Annotated in this window: 14 protein-coding genes; 8 read left to right on the top strand and 6 right to left on the bottom strand. The window is 71.5% G+C overall.

The window, feature by feature from the left end; translation table 11 throughout:
* Window positions 1-183: 183 nt before the first annotated feature.
* Window positions 184-1,599, top strand: a complete 1,416-nt coding sequence (locus tag ACIRVK_RS28655) for a N,N-dimethylformamidase beta subunit family domain-containing protein (RefSeq protein ID WP_404252001.1) — start codon at window positions 184-186, stop codon at window positions 1,597-1,599.
* A gap of 138 nt (window positions 1,600-1,737) precedes the next feature.
* On the opposite strand, the gene ACIRVK_RS28650 is transcribed toward ACIRVK_RS28655, so the two are convergent.
* The gene (locus ACIRVK_RS28650; RefSeq protein WP_404251999.1) at window positions 1,738-2,928 is read right to left on the bottom strand and encodes an MFS transporter; all 1,191 of its coding nucleotides are present in this window, start codon (window positions 2,926-2,928) and stop codon (window positions 1,738-1,740) included.
* 92 nt (window positions 2,929-3,020) lie between these two features.
* Between ACIRVK_RS28650 and ACIRVK_RS28645 the strand changes: the two genes are divergently transcribed.
* A complete protein-coding gene (locus ACIRVK_RS28645) occupies window positions 3,021-4,016 on the top strand; it encodes a transcriptional regulator (protein WP_404251997.1) in 996 nt (331 codons plus the stop codon).
* A gap of 9 nt (window positions 4,017-4,025) precedes the next feature.
* On the top strand, window positions 4,026-4,538 hold the full coding sequence (locus ACIRVK_RS28640) for a glutathione peroxidase (RefSeq protein ID WP_404251995.1): 513 nt from the start codon (window positions 4,026-4,028) through the stop codon (window positions 4,536-4,538).
* Window positions 4,539-4,545: 7 nt separating this feature from the next.
* Here the strand turns inward: ACIRVK_RS28640 and ACIRVK_RS28635 are convergent, their stop codons facing one another.
* Together ACIRVK_RS28635 and ACIRVK_RS28630 are read right to left on the bottom strand one after the other, a co-directional pair.
* Window positions 4,546-6,438: an MFS transporter gene (locus ACIRVK_RS28635; protein WP_404251993.1), complete on the bottom strand. Its 1,893-nt coding sequence runs from the start codon at window positions 6,436-6,438 to the stop codon at window positions 4,546-4,548.
* Window positions 6,439-6,658: 220 nt separating this feature from the next.
* Complete coding sequence (locus tag ACIRVK_RS28630) at window positions 6,659-9,559, bottom strand: D-alanyl-D-alanine carboxypeptidase (RefSeq protein ID WP_404251991.1); 2,901 nt, start codon at window positions 9,557-9,559, stop codon at window positions 6,659-6,661.
* A gap of 236 nt (window positions 9,560-9,795) precedes the next feature.
* On the opposite strand from ACIRVK_RS28630, the gene ACIRVK_RS28625 reads away from it, so the two are divergent.
* The 3 genes from ACIRVK_RS28625 to ACIRVK_RS28615 all read left to right on the top strand — a co-directional run bounded on the left by ACIRVK_RS28625 (window position 9,796) and on the right by ACIRVK_RS28615 (window position 12,114).
* Complete coding sequence (locus ACIRVK_RS28625) at window positions 9,796-10,554, top strand: GPP34 family phosphoprotein (protein WP_404251989.1); 759 nt, start codon at window positions 9,796-9,798, stop codon at window positions 10,552-10,554.
* 283 nt (window positions 10,555-10,837) lie between these two features.
* A complete protein-coding gene (locus ACIRVK_RS28620; protein WP_404251986.1) occupies window positions 10,838-11,695 on the top strand; it encodes a helix-turn-helix domain-containing protein in 858 nt (285 codons plus the stop codon).
* Between the two features lie 227 nt (window positions 11,696-11,922).
* Window positions 11,923-12,114, top strand: coding sequence for a DUF397 domain-containing protein (locus ACIRVK_RS28615; RefSeq protein ID WP_404251984.1), 192 nt, complete (start codon window positions 11,923-11,925; stop codon window positions 12,112-12,114).
* A gap of 114 nt (window positions 12,115-12,228) precedes the next feature.
* On the opposite strand, the gene ACIRVK_RS28610 is transcribed toward ACIRVK_RS28615, so the two are convergent.
* The gene (locus tag ACIRVK_RS28610) at window positions 12,229-13,068 is read right to left on the bottom strand and encodes a hypothetical protein (protein ID WP_404251982.1); all 840 of its coding nucleotides are present in this window, start codon (window positions 13,066-13,068) and stop codon (window positions 12,229-12,231) included.
* A gap of 80 nt (window positions 13,069-13,148) precedes the next feature.
* Here ACIRVK_RS28610 and ACIRVK_RS28605 point away from each other — a divergent pair, with 80 nt between their 5' ends.
* Complete coding sequence (locus ACIRVK_RS28605) at window positions 13,149-13,934, top strand: SDR family oxidoreductase (protein ID WP_404251980.1); 786 nt, start codon at window positions 13,149-13,151, stop codon at window positions 13,932-13,934.
* A 161-nt stretch (window positions 13,935-14,095) separates the two neighbouring features.
* Complete coding sequence (locus ACIRVK_RS28600; RefSeq protein WP_404251979.1) at window positions 14,096-15,670, top strand: sodium:solute symporter family protein; 1,575 nt, start codon at window positions 14,096-14,098, stop codon at window positions 15,668-15,670.
* Between the two features lie 69 nt (window positions 15,671-15,739).
* Here ACIRVK_RS28600 and ACIRVK_RS28595 read toward each other — a convergent pair whose 3' ends face one another.
* Window positions 15,740-15,925, bottom strand: a complete 186-nt coding sequence (locus ACIRVK_RS28595; RefSeq protein WP_404251978.1) for an RICIN domain-containing protein — start codon at window positions 15,923-15,925, stop codon at window positions 15,740-15,742.
* 121 nt (window positions 15,926-16,046) lie between these two features.
* Window positions 16,047-17,162, bottom strand: a complete 1,116-nt coding sequence (locus tag ACIRVK_RS28590) for an ADP-ribosylglycohydrolase family protein (RefSeq protein WP_404251977.1) — start codon at window positions 17,160-17,162, stop codon at window positions 16,047-16,049.
* Window positions 17,163-17,299 lie beyond the last annotated feature (137 nt).

Genomic DNA, 17,299 nt, shown 5'->3' with positions numbered 1-17,299 from the left:
CCAGGAAGGGCGTTTCGGGTGTGGTGACGTGCGGGAGGCGGTGTGGGTCCGAGTTCTGGGGAGTTGGGGCGCCGGGGGTTCCTGCGGGTGTGCGCCGGGGTCGGTGTCGGTTCCGCGGCGGCCGCCGCGTGCTCGCCCGGGGCGGAGGGGGGTCGTGGTCACGGTGGGGGCGCGCGGCACCCGGTGACGACGACGGCCGAGCGCGATCGGCCCGGGACCTCCGACTGGCGGATCCGGTCCCAGGGGCCGCCGGACGCCGTGGTCGGGTACGCCGACCGGGTGAGTGTGACGCCCGGGGAGGAATGCGGACTGTACGTGTCGACCACCGCGTCCTCCTTCCGTGTCTCCGCCTTCCGCGTCGGCTGGTACGGGGGCGCGCAGGCGCGCCGCGTCTGGGCCTCGGAGCGCATACCGGGGAGAGTGCAGTCGGCGCCGCGTCTGCTGTCCGACACCCGCACCGTCCGTGCCGACTGGCGGCGCACCCTCAGCTTCTCCACCGCGGGCTGGCCCGAGGGGGCGTACCTGCTGCGGCTTGAGGCGGACAACGGCCACCAGCGCTACGTCCCGCTCATCGTGCGGTCCACCGAGGGCGTCGGCCGTACCGTCCTCATGCACGCCCCGGCCACCTGGCAGGCGTACAACAGGTGGGGCGGATACAGCCTCTACGCCGGTGCCGACGGCGCCTACCTCACCCGTTCGCTCGCCGTCAGCTTCGACCGGCCCTACGACGCGGAGGGCGCCGAGAAGTTCCTGGTGTACGAGCGGGCGGCGGTGGTGCTGGCCGAACGGCTCGGCATACCGCTCGCCTACACCACCGGCGCGGACGTCCACCGCGATCCCGGCGTCCTGCACGGCGCCCGGGCCGTGGTCAGCCTGGGGCACGACGAGTACTGGACGCCCCAGCAGCGGCAGCACGTCACCGCGGCCCGCGACGCCGGCACCAACGTCGCCTTCCTCGGCGCCAACACCTGCTTCCGCCGGATACGTCTGGAGGCGGGCGGGACAGCGCCCGAACGCACCGTGGTCTGCTACAAGTCGGACTACCACGCCGATCCCTGCGACCCGTCCCGGCCCGACCTGGTCACCACCGACTTCCGGGCGGCCCCGGCCCCCGACCCCGAGTCCTCGCTCACCGGCGTGCTCTACGAGGGCTATCCGGTCGACGCCCCGTACGTCGTCCACGCCGCCGACCACTGGCTGTACGAGGGGACCGGCGTCCGGGCGGGCGACGGCTTCGACCATCTGGTGGGCGTCGAGTACGACCGGGTCACCCCCGGCGCACCCGTCCCCGAGCCGCTCGAGATCACCGCGCACTCGCCCTTGGTGTGCAACGGAAACTCCAGCCACAGCGACTCGGCGTACTACACCGCCCCCGGCGGCGCGGGCGTCTTCGCCAGCGGCACCATGCGCTGGGTCGAGGCCCTGATGGCCGGCACCCCCGACGGCGGCCACGACCACGGCATGAACGTCCGCACCCGCGCCTTCGTGACCCGCACCACCGAGAACCTCCTGCGCGCCTTCGCCGAGGGCCCGGCCGCGCGGCACCGCCCGGCACCCCGGCCGAACGTGAAAGAGGTGTACGGGGCGGCGGCGACCTGACGTCCGCCGTCAGGAGATCGCGCGGAGGGTGCCGTGGGAGCGGCGGCTGCGCAGCCGTTCCACCGCCTGGGCCGTCTCCGCGTCGGCCGGCAGCAGGACGGCCAGTTGCCGGGCGTCCGCAGTGAGGCCCCTTCAGGGCTACGACTCCTGTGCCACCGGCACCCGTTGGGGCGCCCCGCGGCGGGCGGCCGCGGACAGCGTCAACGTCACCGCGATCGACGCGAGGGCCATCAGGGTCATCGACCGGGCCGGTGTGGTCAGTTGGGCCAGCAAACCCGCCAGGGCCGCCGCCACGCCCTGCATCGTGAGCATTCCCGAGGAGTGCAACCCGAGGGCGTGGCCGCTCAGTTCGTCGGGGGTCAGGCGCATCAGCCGCTCCTGTTGGACCAGGCTCGCGCCGAAGCCCACCGAGGCGAGGGCGGCGGCGAGGGCGGCCACGGGGAGCGCCGGGTGCAGGGCGAAGAACAGGTAGGGCGTGGCCAGCAGCAGGAGCAGTGGGGTCGCCAATCGCCGGCGTACCGTGGCCGGGACCAGGCGGCCGACGGTCACGTCGCCGGCGAACATGCCCAGTGCCCCGCAGGCGAACAGCGCGCCGGCGGCGTGCGGCGCGTAGGAGACGTAGAGCGACTCGCAGCCGACGACCAGGCCGTTGGGGATCCACAGGCCCAGGTAGGTGAGGCGGCGGGGGCGGTCGGACCACAGCAGGACGTTGGTGCGCCAGGTCGCCGAGACGGTCGGGCGGCCCGCGGAGCGCGGCGGGCGTGCGGTCAGCCCGAGCCGCATGCCGAGGGCGGTCGTGGCGTAGAGGGCGGCCGCCAGCAGCAGACACGCCTGGGGGGACAGGACGGTCAGCAGGACGCCGCCGGTCGCGAACCCGGTGATCTGCATCAGCCCGGAGAGCATGTTGAACACCGAACGCCCCAGCAGATAGCCGTCCTTGGAGAGGATCTCGTTCAGCAGCCCCCAGCGCACTCCCCCACCGAGGGAGGCGACGAGGCCCTGGACGAGGACGAGGGCGAAGACGGCCGCGATCGGCAGACCGGGCAGCGCGAGCAGCGCCGTGCCGGCCGCGAAGGCGAGGCCGATGCCGGTCAGGGTCGACCTCGGCGGCAGCCGGTCGGCGCCCGACAGCAGGAACGTGGCCCCCAGCACCTGCGCCAACTGCGGCCCGAACATGCTCACCGCGGACAGCAGCGGCGAGTCGGTGACCCGGTAGACCAGGGTGCCGAGCGCCAGACCGCCGATCGTCTGGGCCGCGGTCTGGGCGGCGGAGGCGAGGAAGAACGGCGTGAACTCCGGTGTGCGGAAGAGGTCTTGGTAGCTGCGCATGGACGCAGTCTCGGAAGGCGGGGCGACGGGCCGTTACTGTTTCGCGTGAGCGCGAAAGGTCGTCCAGGCCAGGGCAGTGGGGGGCGCGCGGTATGGGGTGGTGGCAGATCAACGCCGACACGCTCGCGGGCAGCCGGTTCGTGCTGTCCCCGCTCGCCGAGACGCTGGCCTCGCTCAAGCTGCTGCACGCCGGTGAGGCCGCGCACCCGGGCGAGCGGGCGTGGCTGCGCGAGCACCTGCCGGGCTACCGCGCGCGGCTGGCCGCCGATCCCGTCACCGCGCTGCTGGTGCGCGCCGGGCTCGGACGGGTCTGGACCGCGGACTTCCTAGCCCCCACCCCGAGGGACGGCGAATCCGTCGACGAGGGCCTCGCCCGGGTACGGACCACGCCCGCCGACCGGGCCCGCGCCGACCTGGTCGTCTCGCTGGCCGGCGGCCCACTGCCCGCCGCCCTGGACCGCGACGACCTGCCCGAGCGCGCGGCCGACCTGTTCGCCCACGTCTGGACCGAGACGGTACGGCCGTACTGGGACCGGCGCCGGCGCGTCCTGGAGGCCGACGTGGTCGCCCGCACCGCGCAGGTCAGCCAGGGCGGCTGGGCGACGGTGCTGGACGAGCTGCGGCCGGGGCGGACCCGCTGGCTCGGCGAGAACCGGCTGCAGGTGAACCTCTTCGAGTACCCGCCCCGCGAGATCTCCGGCGCCGAACTGGTCTTCGTCCCGGTGACCCCGCAGCGGCAGGGCGGCTGGGTCTCCTGGGAGGACGACCGGCGGCGCTACGCCCTCGTCTACCCGTGCGCGGGCGTCCTGTCGGGCGCCGACCGCGAGGCGGTCCCCGCCGCTCTCGGCGCCCTGCTGGGGGCGGCCCGCGCCGAGGTCCTGACGCTGCTCGACTCCCCCCTGAGCACGACCCTGTTGGTGGCGGTGACCGGGCAGGCGCTGGGTTCCGTCGGCCGGCACCTGAAGGTCCTGCTGGATGCGGGGCTGGTGGAACGCGGGCGCTCGGGCCGTTCGGTCCTCTACTCCCGCACGCCGGCCGGCGAGGTGCTCCTGGAGGCCGGGAACCGGCCCGACACGTACCGGAGTTAGCATCCGCTCATGACGACTGCAGACAGCAACGGCGCCGGTCCCCTCGACGTGGAGATCGGCGCCCTCCAGGGCGGATCCGCCGACCTCTCCCAGTACGCGGGCAGGGCGGTCCTGATCGTGAACGTGGCATCCAAGTGCGGGCTGACCCCGCAGTACACCGGGCTCGAGCGCCTCCACGAGCGCTACGCCGACCAGGGCTTCACCGTCCTCGGCGTGCCCTGCAACCAGTTCCTGGGCCAGGAGCCGGGCAGCGCCGAGGAGATCGCCGAGTTCTGCTCGGCGACCTACGGCGTGACGTTTCCGCTGACCGAGAAGGTCGAGGTGAACGGCGAGGGCCGGCACCCCCTCTACGACCGGCTGACCGGCTTCGCCGACGCGGAGGGCCACACCGGCGACATCCGCTGGAACTTCGAGAAGTTCCTGGTCGGCCGGGACGGCAAGGTCGTCGCCCGGTTCTCGCCGCAGACCGAGCCGGAGGCGCCGGAGGTCGTGGCGGCCGTGGAGAGCGCGCTCGCAGGCTGACCTGTGATCATTTGAGTTCGTCGGGGCAGGGCGTGCCGCGGGGCAGCGTGTAGGGCGCCGCCAGGCGGTACGTCCCCGCCTTCGGGGCGATGAGCATCGTCCACTGGTCGCCGTACGCGTCCTTCCCGGTCTCCATCAGGCAGCCGTTGACGTTGTCGTACGACTTCGGCCGGCCCTCGGCGCGGTGCTTGGAGGCCTGCGTCTCCTGCGGGGGCTTGAGCTTCTTGCCCTGGGCGTCGACGATGCTCAGCCACGGCGAGTACGGGATCTTGATGAGGATCCGGCCGGCCTTCTTGACCTGCATGGTCATCTCGCCCTGCTCGGCCCGGTCGACCACTGCGTTCGGCTCGGCCAGCGGCGCCGCGTCGGTGACCTGGAACAGCTGCCAGTTGGCGTCGCCCCAGATCTGCTTCAGATACGGCATGCCCTCCTGCAGGAGCTGCCGCTCGCGCTCCCCGCCGTTGCCGTCCGGTTCGTCCTTGGGCAGCACGACGAAGTGGACGGCCCAGCGCTGGAGCCACTCGTGGTAGTTCGCCGAGTCGAGGGTGTCGTCGTAGAAGATCGGGTTGCGCTCCATGTCGGCCTGGCGGTTCCAGCCGCGGGCCAGGTTGACGTACGGGGCGAGCGCGGAGGCCTCGCGGTGGGAGCGGGCGGGGACGACCTCGACGCGGCCCTTCTCGGCGCCGGCCTTCTGGAGCTGGTTGACCAGGGGCGCGAGCTCGCGCGCCCAGGACGCGGCGGGCGTGGTGTGGATGACGTCGTCCACCGACTTGTAGCCGATCCAGAACGTGAAACCCACTATGGCCACCACGGTCAGCCACCACTGCCGCGAGCGCCGGGCGTGGAACGGCAGCGCCGCGACCAGCGTGACCCCGGCGAACAGCATCGCGAGCCGGGTGATGTTGGACCCGATCTGCGAGCTGACCAGCCAGACGGCGAGCACCCCGAAGCCGTACACGGCCGACGTCAGCCGGACCGTCGCCCACTCCTTGGGGACCAGGGTGAAGCAGAAGACGGCGTAGGTGAAGGGCAGTATCACCGAGGCGATCGTCATCGGCTGGGTGCCCGAGAAGGGGAACAGCCAGGCCGACACCCCCACCACGGCGGCCGGCGCCAGGCCGAGCGCCCAGGCGCCGGGCCGGCGCTTCTGCAGGAACAGCGCGACGGCGACCAGCCCCACGAACAGGCCGGCCACCGGCGAGGACATGGTGGCGAGCGCCGCCAGCAGCGCGGCGCAGGCGGCCTTGGCGCGCCGCTTGTGACGCCACTTGCGCGGCCAGCAGAAGACGACGGCGACCGCGCCCAGCGCGAACATCGTGCCCAGACCGAAGGTGACCCGCCCCGAGGCCGCGTTGCACAGGAAGGCGACGAGACCCGCCAGCGAGGCCCACAGCGGGTTCCGCACCGCCCGGCTGCGGATGAGGATCATGGTCAGCAGCCCGGCCGAGAACGTCCCGGCGATCATCATGGTCATACGGACGCCGAGCAGCGACATCAGGTACGGCGACACCATGCTGTACGACACCGGGTGCATCCCGCCGTACCAGGCGAGGTTGTACGCCGAGTCGGGGTGCCGGCCGACGAACTCGGCCCACGCGTCCTGCGCCGCGAGGTCACCACCACTGTTCGCGAACGTGAAGAACCAGGCGATGTGCAGGAGGCCCGACAGGACGGTGATCGAGAGCACCGGGTGGCGCAGCAGGCGCTCCCGCAGGGCGTGGAAGGCGCGGAGGCCTCTGTCCCTGACGGAGGTCGTGTCTCCGGCGGAGGCCGTCGTACGGACTTCCCCCTGCCGGTCCTCGGGCCGGTTCTCGCGAGGGTTTACGGGCACGCGTATTCGCGGGCCGGTTCCCGGGCCCGGATCGGCGTCGTCGGCGCGTGTCGGCTCCGCAGTGGCCACCTGTAGGCACTCCCCTTGGGTGTCCTGTCTTCTGTTCTGAGACGCGTCCCGTCGGCCGTCCGTTGCCCCGGCCACGTCCCGGTCGGGTGTCCCGGTCGCGCACCGTGAACGGCGACCTGCCCGTTTCGTGACGCTAGCACGCACCCCGCCCGAGGGCTCCCTGCCGGGTGCCCGGCGGGGTACGCGGTGCCGAACGGGGTGGCGTACGGGGGACGACGGCTCAGCCGAGGCGCTTGAGCTTGGCCGTGAGGCCGGGTTCGGCGAGGTCCTTCTGCAGGGCCACCGGGACCTTCACCGCACCGCTGGTGCCGTCACCGACGGTGAGGGTGCCCACCTGGGTGCCGGCCTTCGCGGTGTGCGGGACGTGGCCGGCGGCGAAGGACAGCTTCACCCGGAACCCGGACCAGCCGACGGCGGTGACGTCCTTGGTGGCGACGATCGGGGTGTGGCCGCCGAGCTCGTCGTCGACGTACCCGACGACATCGCCCTTCTTCAGGATCGTCACCGACTTCAGCGCGGCCTGGGCCGCGAGCATCGCCGTCTTGCTGACCCCGTTGACGGTGTCGATGATCGGGGCCGTGTGCTGGCCGAGGATCGCGCCGACCACGGTGACCGTCTCGCCTCCGACGACCTTGGTGGCGGCGAACAGGAGGTTGCCGCCGGCCTTGGTGGTGGTGCCGGTCTTGATGCCGATGGCGCCGTCGTAGGGGACGAGGGAGTTGTAGTTGCGCCACTTCTGGCCGGAGGGGTCCGTCCAGTTCGGCAGCTTGGTGATGTCCATGAGGGCCGGGATCCGCACCAGCTCGTTGCCCAGCTTCACCTGGTCCGAGGCGGTGGAGACGGTGGTCTCCTTGAGACCGGAGGCGTCGGTGTACGTGGTGCCGGTCATGCCGAGCTTCTTGGCGGTGTCGTTCATCTTCGTGATGAACGCGGCCTCGGAGCCGGCGTCCCAGCGGGCGAGGAGGCGGGCGATGTTGTTCGCCGACGGGATCATGACCGCCGACAGGGCCTGCTTCTCGGAGAGGACGTCGCCCTTCTTGACGGTGTTGAGCGTGGACTCGTTGTGCTTGTCGTAGCCGCCCTCCTTCTCCGCGAGCGCGTCCACCGTGATCTTCGGGCCGTCCTGGCCCGGTTTGAGCGGGTGGTCCTGGAGGACGATGTACGCCGTCATGGCCTTGGCGACCGAGCCGATGGGGACGGGTGTCTGCTTGCCGAAGGTGCCCATCGTGCCGATGCCGTTGATGTCCAGGCGGCCCTGGCCCTCGTTCGGCCACGGCAGTGCGGCGCTGCTGCCGGAGAAGGTGTACGAGTTGTCGGCGGTGAGGGCGAGGGTGGGGGTCGGGAGGGGGCGTACGGCCTGCACGATCGCAAAGACGAGGACGAGGAGCAGGACGAGGGGGGTCCAGATCTTGACCCGGCGCACGACCGTGCGGACCGGGGTCTGGGGCGGGGGCGGGGTGTTGGTCAGCTCGGCCAGGAGGTCGAGGGGCGGCTTCGGGGGCAGCGGCTGCTGGGTGGTGCGCTCGGGGCCGACCTGGGGGACGGGGGCGGTGGCGTCCGCCGGCTTCCTGGTGGCGGGCTCGTCGAGGGGCTTGAGCGCGACGAACTTGCTGGTGCGCTCGGGGTCGGACGGGGCGTCGGAGGGCGCGTCGGACGGAACGTCCGCCAGCTTGCCGCCGATCTTGAGCATGGTGGTCGGCTGGTCGACCTGCGGCTTGGGCCGCTTGAAGACGGCGGTGGGCTGATCGACGGGGCCCTGCGGGGCGGCGCCGGATGCTTTGCCGGGTGCGGGTGCGTTGTCCTTGTTTTTCCCACCCGCACCACCCGTACCACTTTCGTCGCCGGGTGCGGGTGGCCCCTGTGGGGCCTTCTCGCCATCGGCGACCGCGGGTTCGTCGACGGGGGCGTCGGTTGCCGTGTCCGTTCCGGACTGCGGCTCGGCATCGATGTCAGCGTCCTCGGCGTCCTCGGCGTCCTCGGCGTCCTTCGAGTCGGTGTCGCCCGTCCGGACCCACGCCGCCACAGCCGCGCGCAGTCGCGCGTCGCCGACCTCGCCGGCCGCCTCTGGGGAATCGTCACCCTCCTCGGCCGCACTGCCGGACCGCCGAGCATCCCCGGCGTCCTCCGCTTCCGCAGGCTCCCCGGCGCCGTCGGCATCCTCCGCATCCTCGGCGCGCCCGGACTTCGGGACACCCGTCACCGCGCCGTCGGCCACCCGAGCCTCCACCACGGCTTCCGCTTCCGCGGACTCCCCGGCGCCGTCGGCATCCTGCGCATCCTCGGCGCGCCCGGACTTCGGGACACCCGTCACCGCGCCGTCGGCCACCCGAGCCTCCACCACGGCTTCCGCTTCCGCGGCGCCGTCGGCCCTCTGGACGGCCTCCGCGCCCTCGGACGCTCCGGAACCCCCCGCAGCCTTCTCCGACGGCCCAGACCGCCCCTCAGCCACCTCCACGCCGGTCACGCCGCCGTCTGTCCCCTCCGCCGGTCCACCGGCCGCCTCGTCTGTCACCGCGTCGGCTGCGCGCCCGACCGACCCTTCCGCCCCATCGGCCGCGGCCTCCCGGGCCCCGCTCGTCCCGTCGGACCCCGCTTCGACCTCGGCGGCCGCAGGCCCAGCCGCGTCGGAACCGCCGCCGGAAGCCGCTTCCGCCTCGTCGGCGGTCTCATCCGCCACCCCGTCGGCCGCCGCGCGGGCGGTTGCGGGCGATCGGCCACCGGCCGCCTCCCCCGTCGAACCGTCGGCCCCATCCGGCGTCGACTCCGGCCCAGCCGCTCCGTCCGTCGCCCCGGCGGCCGTACGGGCGCCCGCCTCAGCGCCAGACCCGTCGGCCACATCCTCGGCCGTCTCGCCCTCCGCCCCGGTGATCGCGTCATCCGGCGTCGTCTCCCGAACGGAGTCGGACGGGTCCGGGCGGTGTTGGGGCCGGGGCCTGAGGGACTGCGTCGAGATGGCTCGGGTTGCCGTGTCGACGCCGCCTCGGGTTGTCGTGAGGCGGGGGTCGGGCTTCGGGTGGGGTGTCTCGGGAACCGGGACCGCGCTCCCCGACGTCGGTTCTGCCGACGACTCGCGCTGTTTCGACCTGTCGGGGGACTCGCCCGCCACCGATGCCTCCTCCATGTGCCGCCGCATGCTCCGCACGCGGCTGCCGAACCGTCAACCGAACCGTGAATCGCCGCCCGGGACACCGCCGTACACGCTGTCCGAACCATGTACCAGTGTCCTGTGTGGGGGCTTAACCCCTGCGGTAGACGAGAACGACATACCTACCGGTTCCCTCACAAAGAGGTCACGCACCCTCGACAGACCAATGTGAGAGGGGTCACCCTGTCTTTCATCCACGCGGGGAGGCATGGATGGGCAGGAGCCGCAGAACACTTCCGGAGGAGCTTCTGCTGCTGGCACTGGACCCGGCCACGGGTACCACTGCACAGCCGCAGTCGCTCGACCTCGGTCTGGCCGGAGCACAGCTAGTGGAGCTGGCGCTGGCCGGACGGATAGCCCCAGACGGGGATCGTATCGCCGTGGTAGCCCCACGGCCGACTGGAGACCCAACCTTGGACTGCGCGTTGGAGTTGCTGCGTAGGCGCGGCGCTCCCGTGCGGGCGGTGAACTGGATTGGCGGGCCGCGTCTCGGGCTGCGCCAGACCTACCTCTCGCATCTGGAGCGGTGCGGCATGGTGCATGCCGTGGCCGGTCAGATGTGCGGGGTGCTGCCGACGACTCGCTACCAGGCGACGGACAACGAGATCAGCCGGGAGATCCGAGCCCGGCTGGATTCCGCGATCCGGACCGGCGTACCGCCGGACCCACGGACCGCGGCACTCGCCGCGCTGGCGCACGCGGTCGGCCTCGGCAAGCACCTGTACCCGGGCAACGAGGGCAGGTCCTCGCGCTCCCGGTTGCGGGATCTGATCCGGCACGACCCCATGGGCGGGCTCGTCGCGCACGCCGTGATGGACGTCCAGAACGGCGTGGCCGCCCAGCCCCGCCGCAGCCCGGCCCCGGCCGGCCGTCAGGCCGCCGCCGGACCCGCCAGGCCCGCACCGGAACCCGCTCGTGGTGTTCCGATGCAGCCGCGCCGAGGTTCCATGGCGCGTGTCGTGGCCCACTGAGCCGCGGGCCCACGACAACGCACAGGGCAGTACCGCACACGCCGCACCGAAGTCCCCAGACCCGGTTCGGGAGCCGCTGGTTAGCGCGGGGTGACGGGATCGCGAGGTCCCGCCGCCCCGCGCGACCGCGTTCGCGCCCGGCTCGCGCCATGTGCCGTGAACTGGCGCGTATGCAGCGCATATCCACCGTTTGGCAGCGGTAGTAAGCCCCTTGGTGGCAGTCTGCTCAGCAGCAGATACGCAAAGTGGCAACCAGTGGTCCGCAGCCGGAGGTGCACGTCCCGTGGCGTCCAATGTCAATCCCACCGTCAGGCGACGCCGGCTCGGCCAGGAGCTGCGCCGGCTCCGTGAGCTCAAGGGCATGACCGCCGAGGAGGTCGCCGAGCGACTGCTGGTGTCGCAGTCGAAGATCAGCCGGCTGGAGAACGGACGGCGCAGTATCAGCCAGCGCGACGTCCGCGATCTGTGCGGGGTGTACGAGGTGGAGGACCACCGGATCGTCGACTCGCTGATGCAGATGGCCAAGGACAGCCGCCAGCAGGGGTGGTGGCACTCCTTCGGGGACATCCCCTACAGCGTGTACATCGGGCTGGAGACGGACGCGGCCAGTCTGCGGGTGTACGACCCCCAGGTGGTCCCCGGCCTGTTGCAGACCCGGCAGTACGCGGAGGCGCTGATCGCGGGGGCGTTGCCGGAGACGGCCGCCGCCGACGTGGACAAGCGCGTGCAGGTGCGCCTGCGTCGGCAGGAACGAATCACCGCGCCGGAGAACCCGCTGCGGCTGTGGACCGTGATGGACGAGGCGGCGCTCAGGCGCGTGGTCGGCAACAGGTCGCTGATGCGGGACCAGTTGGAGCATCTCGTCGAGCAGTCCCAGCTGCCGCACGTCACCGTGCAGGTCATCCCCTTCGAGATGGGTGCGCACCCGGGCGTGAACGGCCAGTACGCGATCCTGGAGTTCCCCGACGCGGCCGACTCCAGCGTCGTCTACATCGAGGGCGTGACCAGCGACCTGTACCTGGAGAAGGCCAACGACGTGCAGAAGTACAGCGTCATGTACGAGCACCTCAGGGCGCAGGCGCTGAACCCGGAGCAGTCGCGTCAGTGCATCGCGGACATCGCGAAGGAGTACGCCCGCTGAGGCCGGCCGGGGCCCGTCATATCGGCCTTCTTCGGCCTTCCTCGACGGAAGGCGCCGTACAGTACACCTTCCCCCGGCCGGATTGGAAGACCCACCTGGAATATGCCATCCGGTCGAGTGAATAGTCGCTTCGTACTCCGAGGTTGGCGAGTAACGTCGATCACGCCAACCGCGCACCAAGGTTGGCGGAAACCCAGCAACTCATCAACGGGTATTACGGAGCAAAAATGGCAATTCGTCAGGGCGCCCAGGCCACCTGGACCAAGTCCTCCTACTCCACCGGCAACGGCGCGTGCGTAGAGGTCAAGTCCCCGGTGATCGCGGCCATGGCCGTTCGGGACTCCAAGGTCACCGAGGGCCCGGTCCTCGCCTTCCCGGCCGACGCCTGGAACGCCTTCGTGGCCTCGGTCAAGGCGTAACGGCACGCCTGTCACGCATGCGACAACCGCACAAGCTTCACCACCAGAGCCCTCTCGACGAGCTCGCCGTCCTTGCCGAGGGGGCTCGGCTTGTGTCCGGAAACCGCCCTGGAGCTACCGAAGGCGGTCGACGTAGCGGTCCGTCCCGGGAACGGTCGGCACGAACGGCGCCACCAGTTCCACCCTCCCCAGGCCCGCCTCGGCCACCGGCTCGTCCAGGTCCGTGAAGTACGCCTCCCAGCACTCGCGTGGATCCGCCTCCAGGAACCACAGCAGCGTCAGCCGGGTGTCGACGCCCTCGACCTGCTTCACGTAGGTCATGCGGTCCCCGGGAAGCGGTGTCGGCCGGAAGACGGTGACCATCGCGGCCGGGGAGCCCGCCAGGCGCCCGGGCAGGTGCCGTGAGCGCAGCCACTCGAGCAACTCCGCCCGCTGCTCCGGGGATTCGGCGTCGATCACCTCCAGCACGAGCCCCGCGTAGGGATGGTCGAGGGCGTGGAAGTCGCGGGGCCCCGCCGCGCCGTCCCGGTACACGGTCGCCTCGTGGTCCTGGAACGCCGTGAAGACGTGGGTACGGTCCTGGTAGACCCGGGCGTCGCGGTTGAGGCGCTTGTTGATGGCGACGGTCCACTTCATGTGGTCGTCGTAGCGGCCGTCCGTGACCCAGTACGTCGAGATGTAGCAGCCGGCGGTGACGGGCTGGGCGATCGCCGACTTCTCGGGGTAGCGCAGGAGTTGGAGATCGCGGGTGGCCACCCAGCGGCGGCCGGCGTACATCCAGGGCATGGCCATCGCGCCGGCGTAGTAGTGGTCGTCCTCGTACCAGCGGTTGTACGCGTACTCGTGGCCCGGGTGCGGTTCGACCATGGTGATGAGGGCGTGGCCGGGCCGCACCCCGTACGGCCCCACCGCGGCCAGCTCGGCGTACACGTCGCTGCGGGTTTCCTCGCTCATGTCGCTCCCCTTCCGTCCTCCGCCGGACGCCCATACTCTGACGCCCCGTCAGATAATTGGCCATACCCCCGGAGGCTCGGATGTCACTGCTCACGGGCAAGACCGTCGTCGTGTCGGGAGTCGGCGTCGGGCTCGGTCACCAGGTCGCCGCGGCGGTCGTCCGGGACGGCGGGAACGCGGTGCTCGGGGCGCGTACGGAGGCGAACCTCGCCAAGAGCGCCGGGGAGATCGATCCGGACGGGGCGCACACGGCGTACCGGGCGACGGACATCACCGACGAGGGGCAGTGCGAGGCGCTGGCGGGGCTCGCGCGGGAGCGGTTCGGGCGGATCGACGCGGTGGTCCATGTGGCCGCCTGGGACAGCTACTTCGGCGGCCTCGCGGACGCGGACTTCGCCACCTGGCACGCGGTGATCGACGTGAACCTGGTCGGCACGCTGCGGATGACGCGGGCGTGTCTGCCGGCGATGAGCGAGCGCGGGGGGTCGGTGGTGTTCATCGGGACGCAGTCGTCCGTGGCGGCTCCGACGCAGGTGGCGCAGGCGGCGTACGCGGCCTCCAAGGGGGCGCTGACGAGCGCGATGTACTCGCTCGCCCGGGAACTGGGGCCGCGCCGCATCCGGGTCAACACCGTGCTGCCGGGCTGGATGTGGGGGCCGCCGGTGCAGGCGTACGTCCAGTTCACGGCACAGACGGAGGGCGTCCCGGAGGCCGAGGTGCTGCAGCGCCTGACCTCCCGGATGGCGCTCCCCGACCTCGCCACGGACGCGGACGTGGCCGACGCGGCGGTGTTCCTGGCCTCGGACCGGGCGCGGGCGATCACCGGGCAGTCGCTGCTGGTCAACGCGGGGGAGCTGATGCGCTGAGCGGCAGGTTTCAGCCAACCCGATCATTCATATACGTAAACCTGGGCCACTGAGCGGAACATTTTTGCCGTCTCTTGACCCTACGCTTGCTTGCCGTGATCATGCCACCCCACCCAGAGTTCACATGCCCGAACCCGGCAGCGGACCCTGGAAGGGGGCTCATGAACAGTCTCGACTGGGCCGTGCTCATCGGCTATTTCGGCGTGATGGTGGCCATCGGCGTCTGGTCGCACAAGCAGGTGGGCAACGTCAGCGACTTCTTCACGGCCGGCGGCAAGATGCCCTGGTGGCTGTCCGGCATCTCGCACCACATGTCGGGTTACAGCGCGGTCCTGTTCACGGGCTACGCGGGCATCGCCTACACCTACGGTGTCACCTCCTTCGTGACCTGGTCCTTCCCGATCGCGCTGGGCATCGCCATCGGCTCGAAACTGTTCGCGCCGCGGATCAACCGGCTGCGCTCCCGGCTCCATGTGGCCTCCCCGCTGGAGTACCTGAAGAACCGGTACGACCTGAAGACGCAGCAGGCCCTCGTCTGGTCCGGCATGCTGCTGAAGATCGTGGACGTTGCCGCGAAGTGGGCGGCGATCGCCACGCTGCTGTCCGTCTTCACCGGCGTCACGCTGAACCAGGGCATCCTCATCACCGGCGCGATCACCGCCGTCTACTGCACGATCGGCGGCCTGTGGGCGGACGCGCTGACGGAACTCGGCCAGTTCGTCATCCAGTTGCTGGCCGGCGTCTCCATGTTCGTCGCGGTCGTCCTGAAGCTGCACGACAAGAACATCGGCTTCTTCGACGCCTGGAACCAGCCCGCCCTGCACGGGCACGGCAAGGGTCTGGTCGGGCCGTACGGGACGGTCTTCCTGCTCGCGTTCCTCTTCATCAAGCTTTTCGAGTACAACGGCGGCATGCTCAACCAGGCCCAGCGCTACATGGCCACCGGCAGCCCGCGCGCGGCCGAACGCTCGGCCCGGCTGTCCGCCGTCCTGTGGCTGGTGTGGCCGGTGGTCCTCTTCTTCCCCATGTGGATGTCGCCGCTGCTGGTCCACGCCAAGAAGCCGGACGGCTCCGACTCCTACGGCCTGATGACCGAACAGCTGCTTCCGCACGGCCTGTTGGGCCTCGTCATCGTCGGCTTCTTCTCCCACACGATGGCCATGTGCTCCTCCGACGCCAACGCGATCGCGGCGGTCTTCACCCGGGACGCGGCGCCGGTGCTGTCCCGGCGGGCCCGGGAGTGGGGCCCGCGCTCCGGCCTCATCGCGGCCCGGGTGACCACGGTGGTCTTCCTCGCCCTGTCGATGTCCGTGGCGACGCAGGTCAACTCCCCCGCCTTCAAGGACATCATCACGATCGTCATCAAGTGGGTGGCGGGTCTGATGGGCCCGATCGCCATCCCGATGATGCTGGGCCTGCTGCGCCCGTTCCGCCGCTCCGGCCCCACGGCGGCCCTCACCAGCTGGTCGATGGGTCTGCTCGCCTTCTGGCTGGTCAACTACCCGATCAACTGGAACGTCAAGGGCGGCGTCCCCCTCCAGTACCAGGTCTCGGTCCCGCTGGCCGTCTCCCTGCTCCTGTACGTCCTCGTCGGCTACCTCAAGCCCGAGGACACCCCGGACCGCCTGGCCGTCATCGAACGCGTCAACACGGACGACGACAGCACGGCGGCCGCGGTGCCGGTCCCCGCGGGCGGGGTGGACGACACCCTCGGCAGGGCGCCCGTGAAGGACTGAGCCGGACAGGGTACGAACGGGCGGTGGCCCGGGCTCGACCAGGAGCCCGGGCCATCGCCTGTGCGCTTCTCAGTTGACCCGCACGACCTGCCACAGTTCGTCATTGGCGCCGGTGTCCGTCGCCTGGACGATCAGGGCACCGTTGGCGGTGGAGGCGGACGCGACATCCGCGACCAGGTCGCCGGCGGAGTCGACCATCTTGAAGTAGCCGCCTCCCGCGTCGGTGAGCGTCCGGCGTGCGGTGCGAAGGGTCATGTGGCGGAGCCACCTGTCCCTTCGCACCGTGCGGCATGGGGGTCCCACCGCTCGAGCGCAGCCGAGAGTGGGGGAGTGCGTGCCGGGCGTCGCGACGCCGCGGAGATCCGTCAGAAGGGCCCTAAGCCCTGGGATACCGCGCCAGCCAGCCCGGGGCCGCGCCCGCCGGACCGTGGAGGGCCGGGCCCTGGGTCATCTCCATGGCGAAGTCGTCGGCGAGTTCGAGGATGGTGGGGCGGCCCTCCAGTTCGGCCAGCCAGGCCGGGGGGAGGGCGGTCTCGCCGTGCAGGGCGCCCAGGAGACCGCCGGTGAGGGCGCCGGTCGGGCCCGAGGGGCCGTCCTGGTTCACGGCCAGGCACAGCCCGTGCCGTACGTCCTCGCCGACCAGGGCGCAGTACACCGCGGCGGCCAGCACGCCCTCGGCGGAGCCGTCGCCGGCCAGTTCCTCCACCCGCAGCGGGATGGGCATGCCCTGACGTACCGCGCCCAGCGCGTGCTGCAGGGCGTCCGACACCGGCTGGTGTCCGGGCCGCGCGGCCAGCAGCGCCAGCGCCCGCTGTACGGCGCCGTCGAGGCTGTCGCCCCGGGCGAGCGCGTGCACGATCACCGCGTACGCCCCCGCCGACAGGTAGGCGGTCGGGTGGCCGTGGGTCTGCGCGGCGCACTCCACCGCGAGCTGGACGACGAGTTGGGGCTCCCAGCCGACCAGCAGCCCGAAGGGCGCGGACCGGGCGACCGCCTCGGCCCCGACCTCGGCCGGGTTCTTGGGCGCGTCCAGGGTGCCCATGGTCTCGTCGCCGAGCCCGATCAGCAGCGAACGGGCCGGGTCCCGGCGCGCGTACAGCCACTCCTCCCGCGCCAGCCACCCGTCGTCCTTACGGCGCTCGTCGGGCCCCCAGTCCCGCTGGGTGGCCGCCCACCGCAGGTACGCCCGGTGCAGGTCGGTCGGCGGGTGCCAGGCGCCGGTGTCACGCCGCACCTGGGCCCGTATCAGCCCGTCCACGGAGAAGAGGGTGAGCTGGGTGAGGTGGGTGACGGCACCCCGTCTGCCGAAGGCGAAGGCGAGGTCCACCAGCCCCTCGGCGCCGTACGTCTCCCGGATCTGGTCGAGAAGGAGGTCGTCGACCGGCGCCCCGAGCGCGTCCCCGACGGCCGCCCCGAGCAGCGTCCCGCGCACCCGGCTGCGGAAGTCCTGCTGTTCGACACGGCCCCACACGGCCCCGGCTGTCGCACTCACCAAGACCCCTCCTGTGACTGTGGCTCCGCCCGACGCATGACAGTCCAGCACTGTAATCGAACGGGGACGGTGGGTTGAGGGGGCACGGAGTTTGCGGCGAGTGACGGGAGTGGCCGCTCATGGGAGGGTTCAAGGGG

The sequence above is a fragment of the Streptomyces sp. NPDC101152 genome (assembly GCF_044768275.1).
GTDB lineage: Bacteria > Actinomycetota > Actinomycetes > Streptomycetales > Streptomycetaceae > Streptomyces.
This window is presented reverse-complemented; position numbering and strand designations above follow the sequence as displayed.

Coding starts and splice junctions, on each gene's coding strand:
- ACIRVK_RS28600 (WP_404251979.1), top strand. CDS start 14,096: ATGAACAGTCTCGACTGGGCCGTGCTCATCGGCTATTTCGGCGTGATG.
- ACIRVK_RS28610 (WP_404251982.1), bottom strand. CDS start 13,068: ATGAGCGAGGAAACCCGCAGCGACGTGTACGCCGAGCTGGCCGCGGTG.
- ACIRVK_RS28650 (WP_404251999.1), bottom strand. CDS start 2,928: ATGCGCAGCTACCAAGACCTCTTCCGCACACCGGAGTTCACGCCGTTC.
- ACIRVK_RS28605 (WP_404251980.1), top strand. CDS start 13,149: ATGTCACTGCTCACGGGCAAGACCGTCGTCGTGTCGGGAGTCGGCGTC.
- ACIRVK_RS28625 (WP_404251989.1), top strand. CDS start 9,796: ATGGGCAGGAGCCGCAGAACACTTCCGGAGGAGCTTCTGCTGCTGGCA.
- ACIRVK_RS28630 (WP_404251991.1), bottom strand. CDS start 9,559: ATGGAGGAGGCATCGGTGGCGGGCGAGTCCCCCGACAGGTCGAAACAG.
- ACIRVK_RS28615 (WP_404251984.1), top strand. CDS start 11,923: ATGGCAATTCGTCAGGGCGCCCAGGCCACCTGGACCAAGTCCTCCTAC.
- ACIRVK_RS28595 (WP_404251978.1), bottom strand. CDS start 15,925: ATGACCCTTCGCACCGCACGCCGGACGCTCACCGACGCGGGAGGCGGC.
- ACIRVK_RS28645 (WP_404251997.1), top strand. CDS start 3,021: ATGGGGTGGTGGCAGATCAACGCCGACACGCTCGCGGGCAGCCGGTTC.
- ACIRVK_RS28640 (WP_404251995.1), top strand. CDS start 4,026: ATGACGACTGCAGACAGCAACGGCGCCGGTCCCCTCGACGTGGAGATC.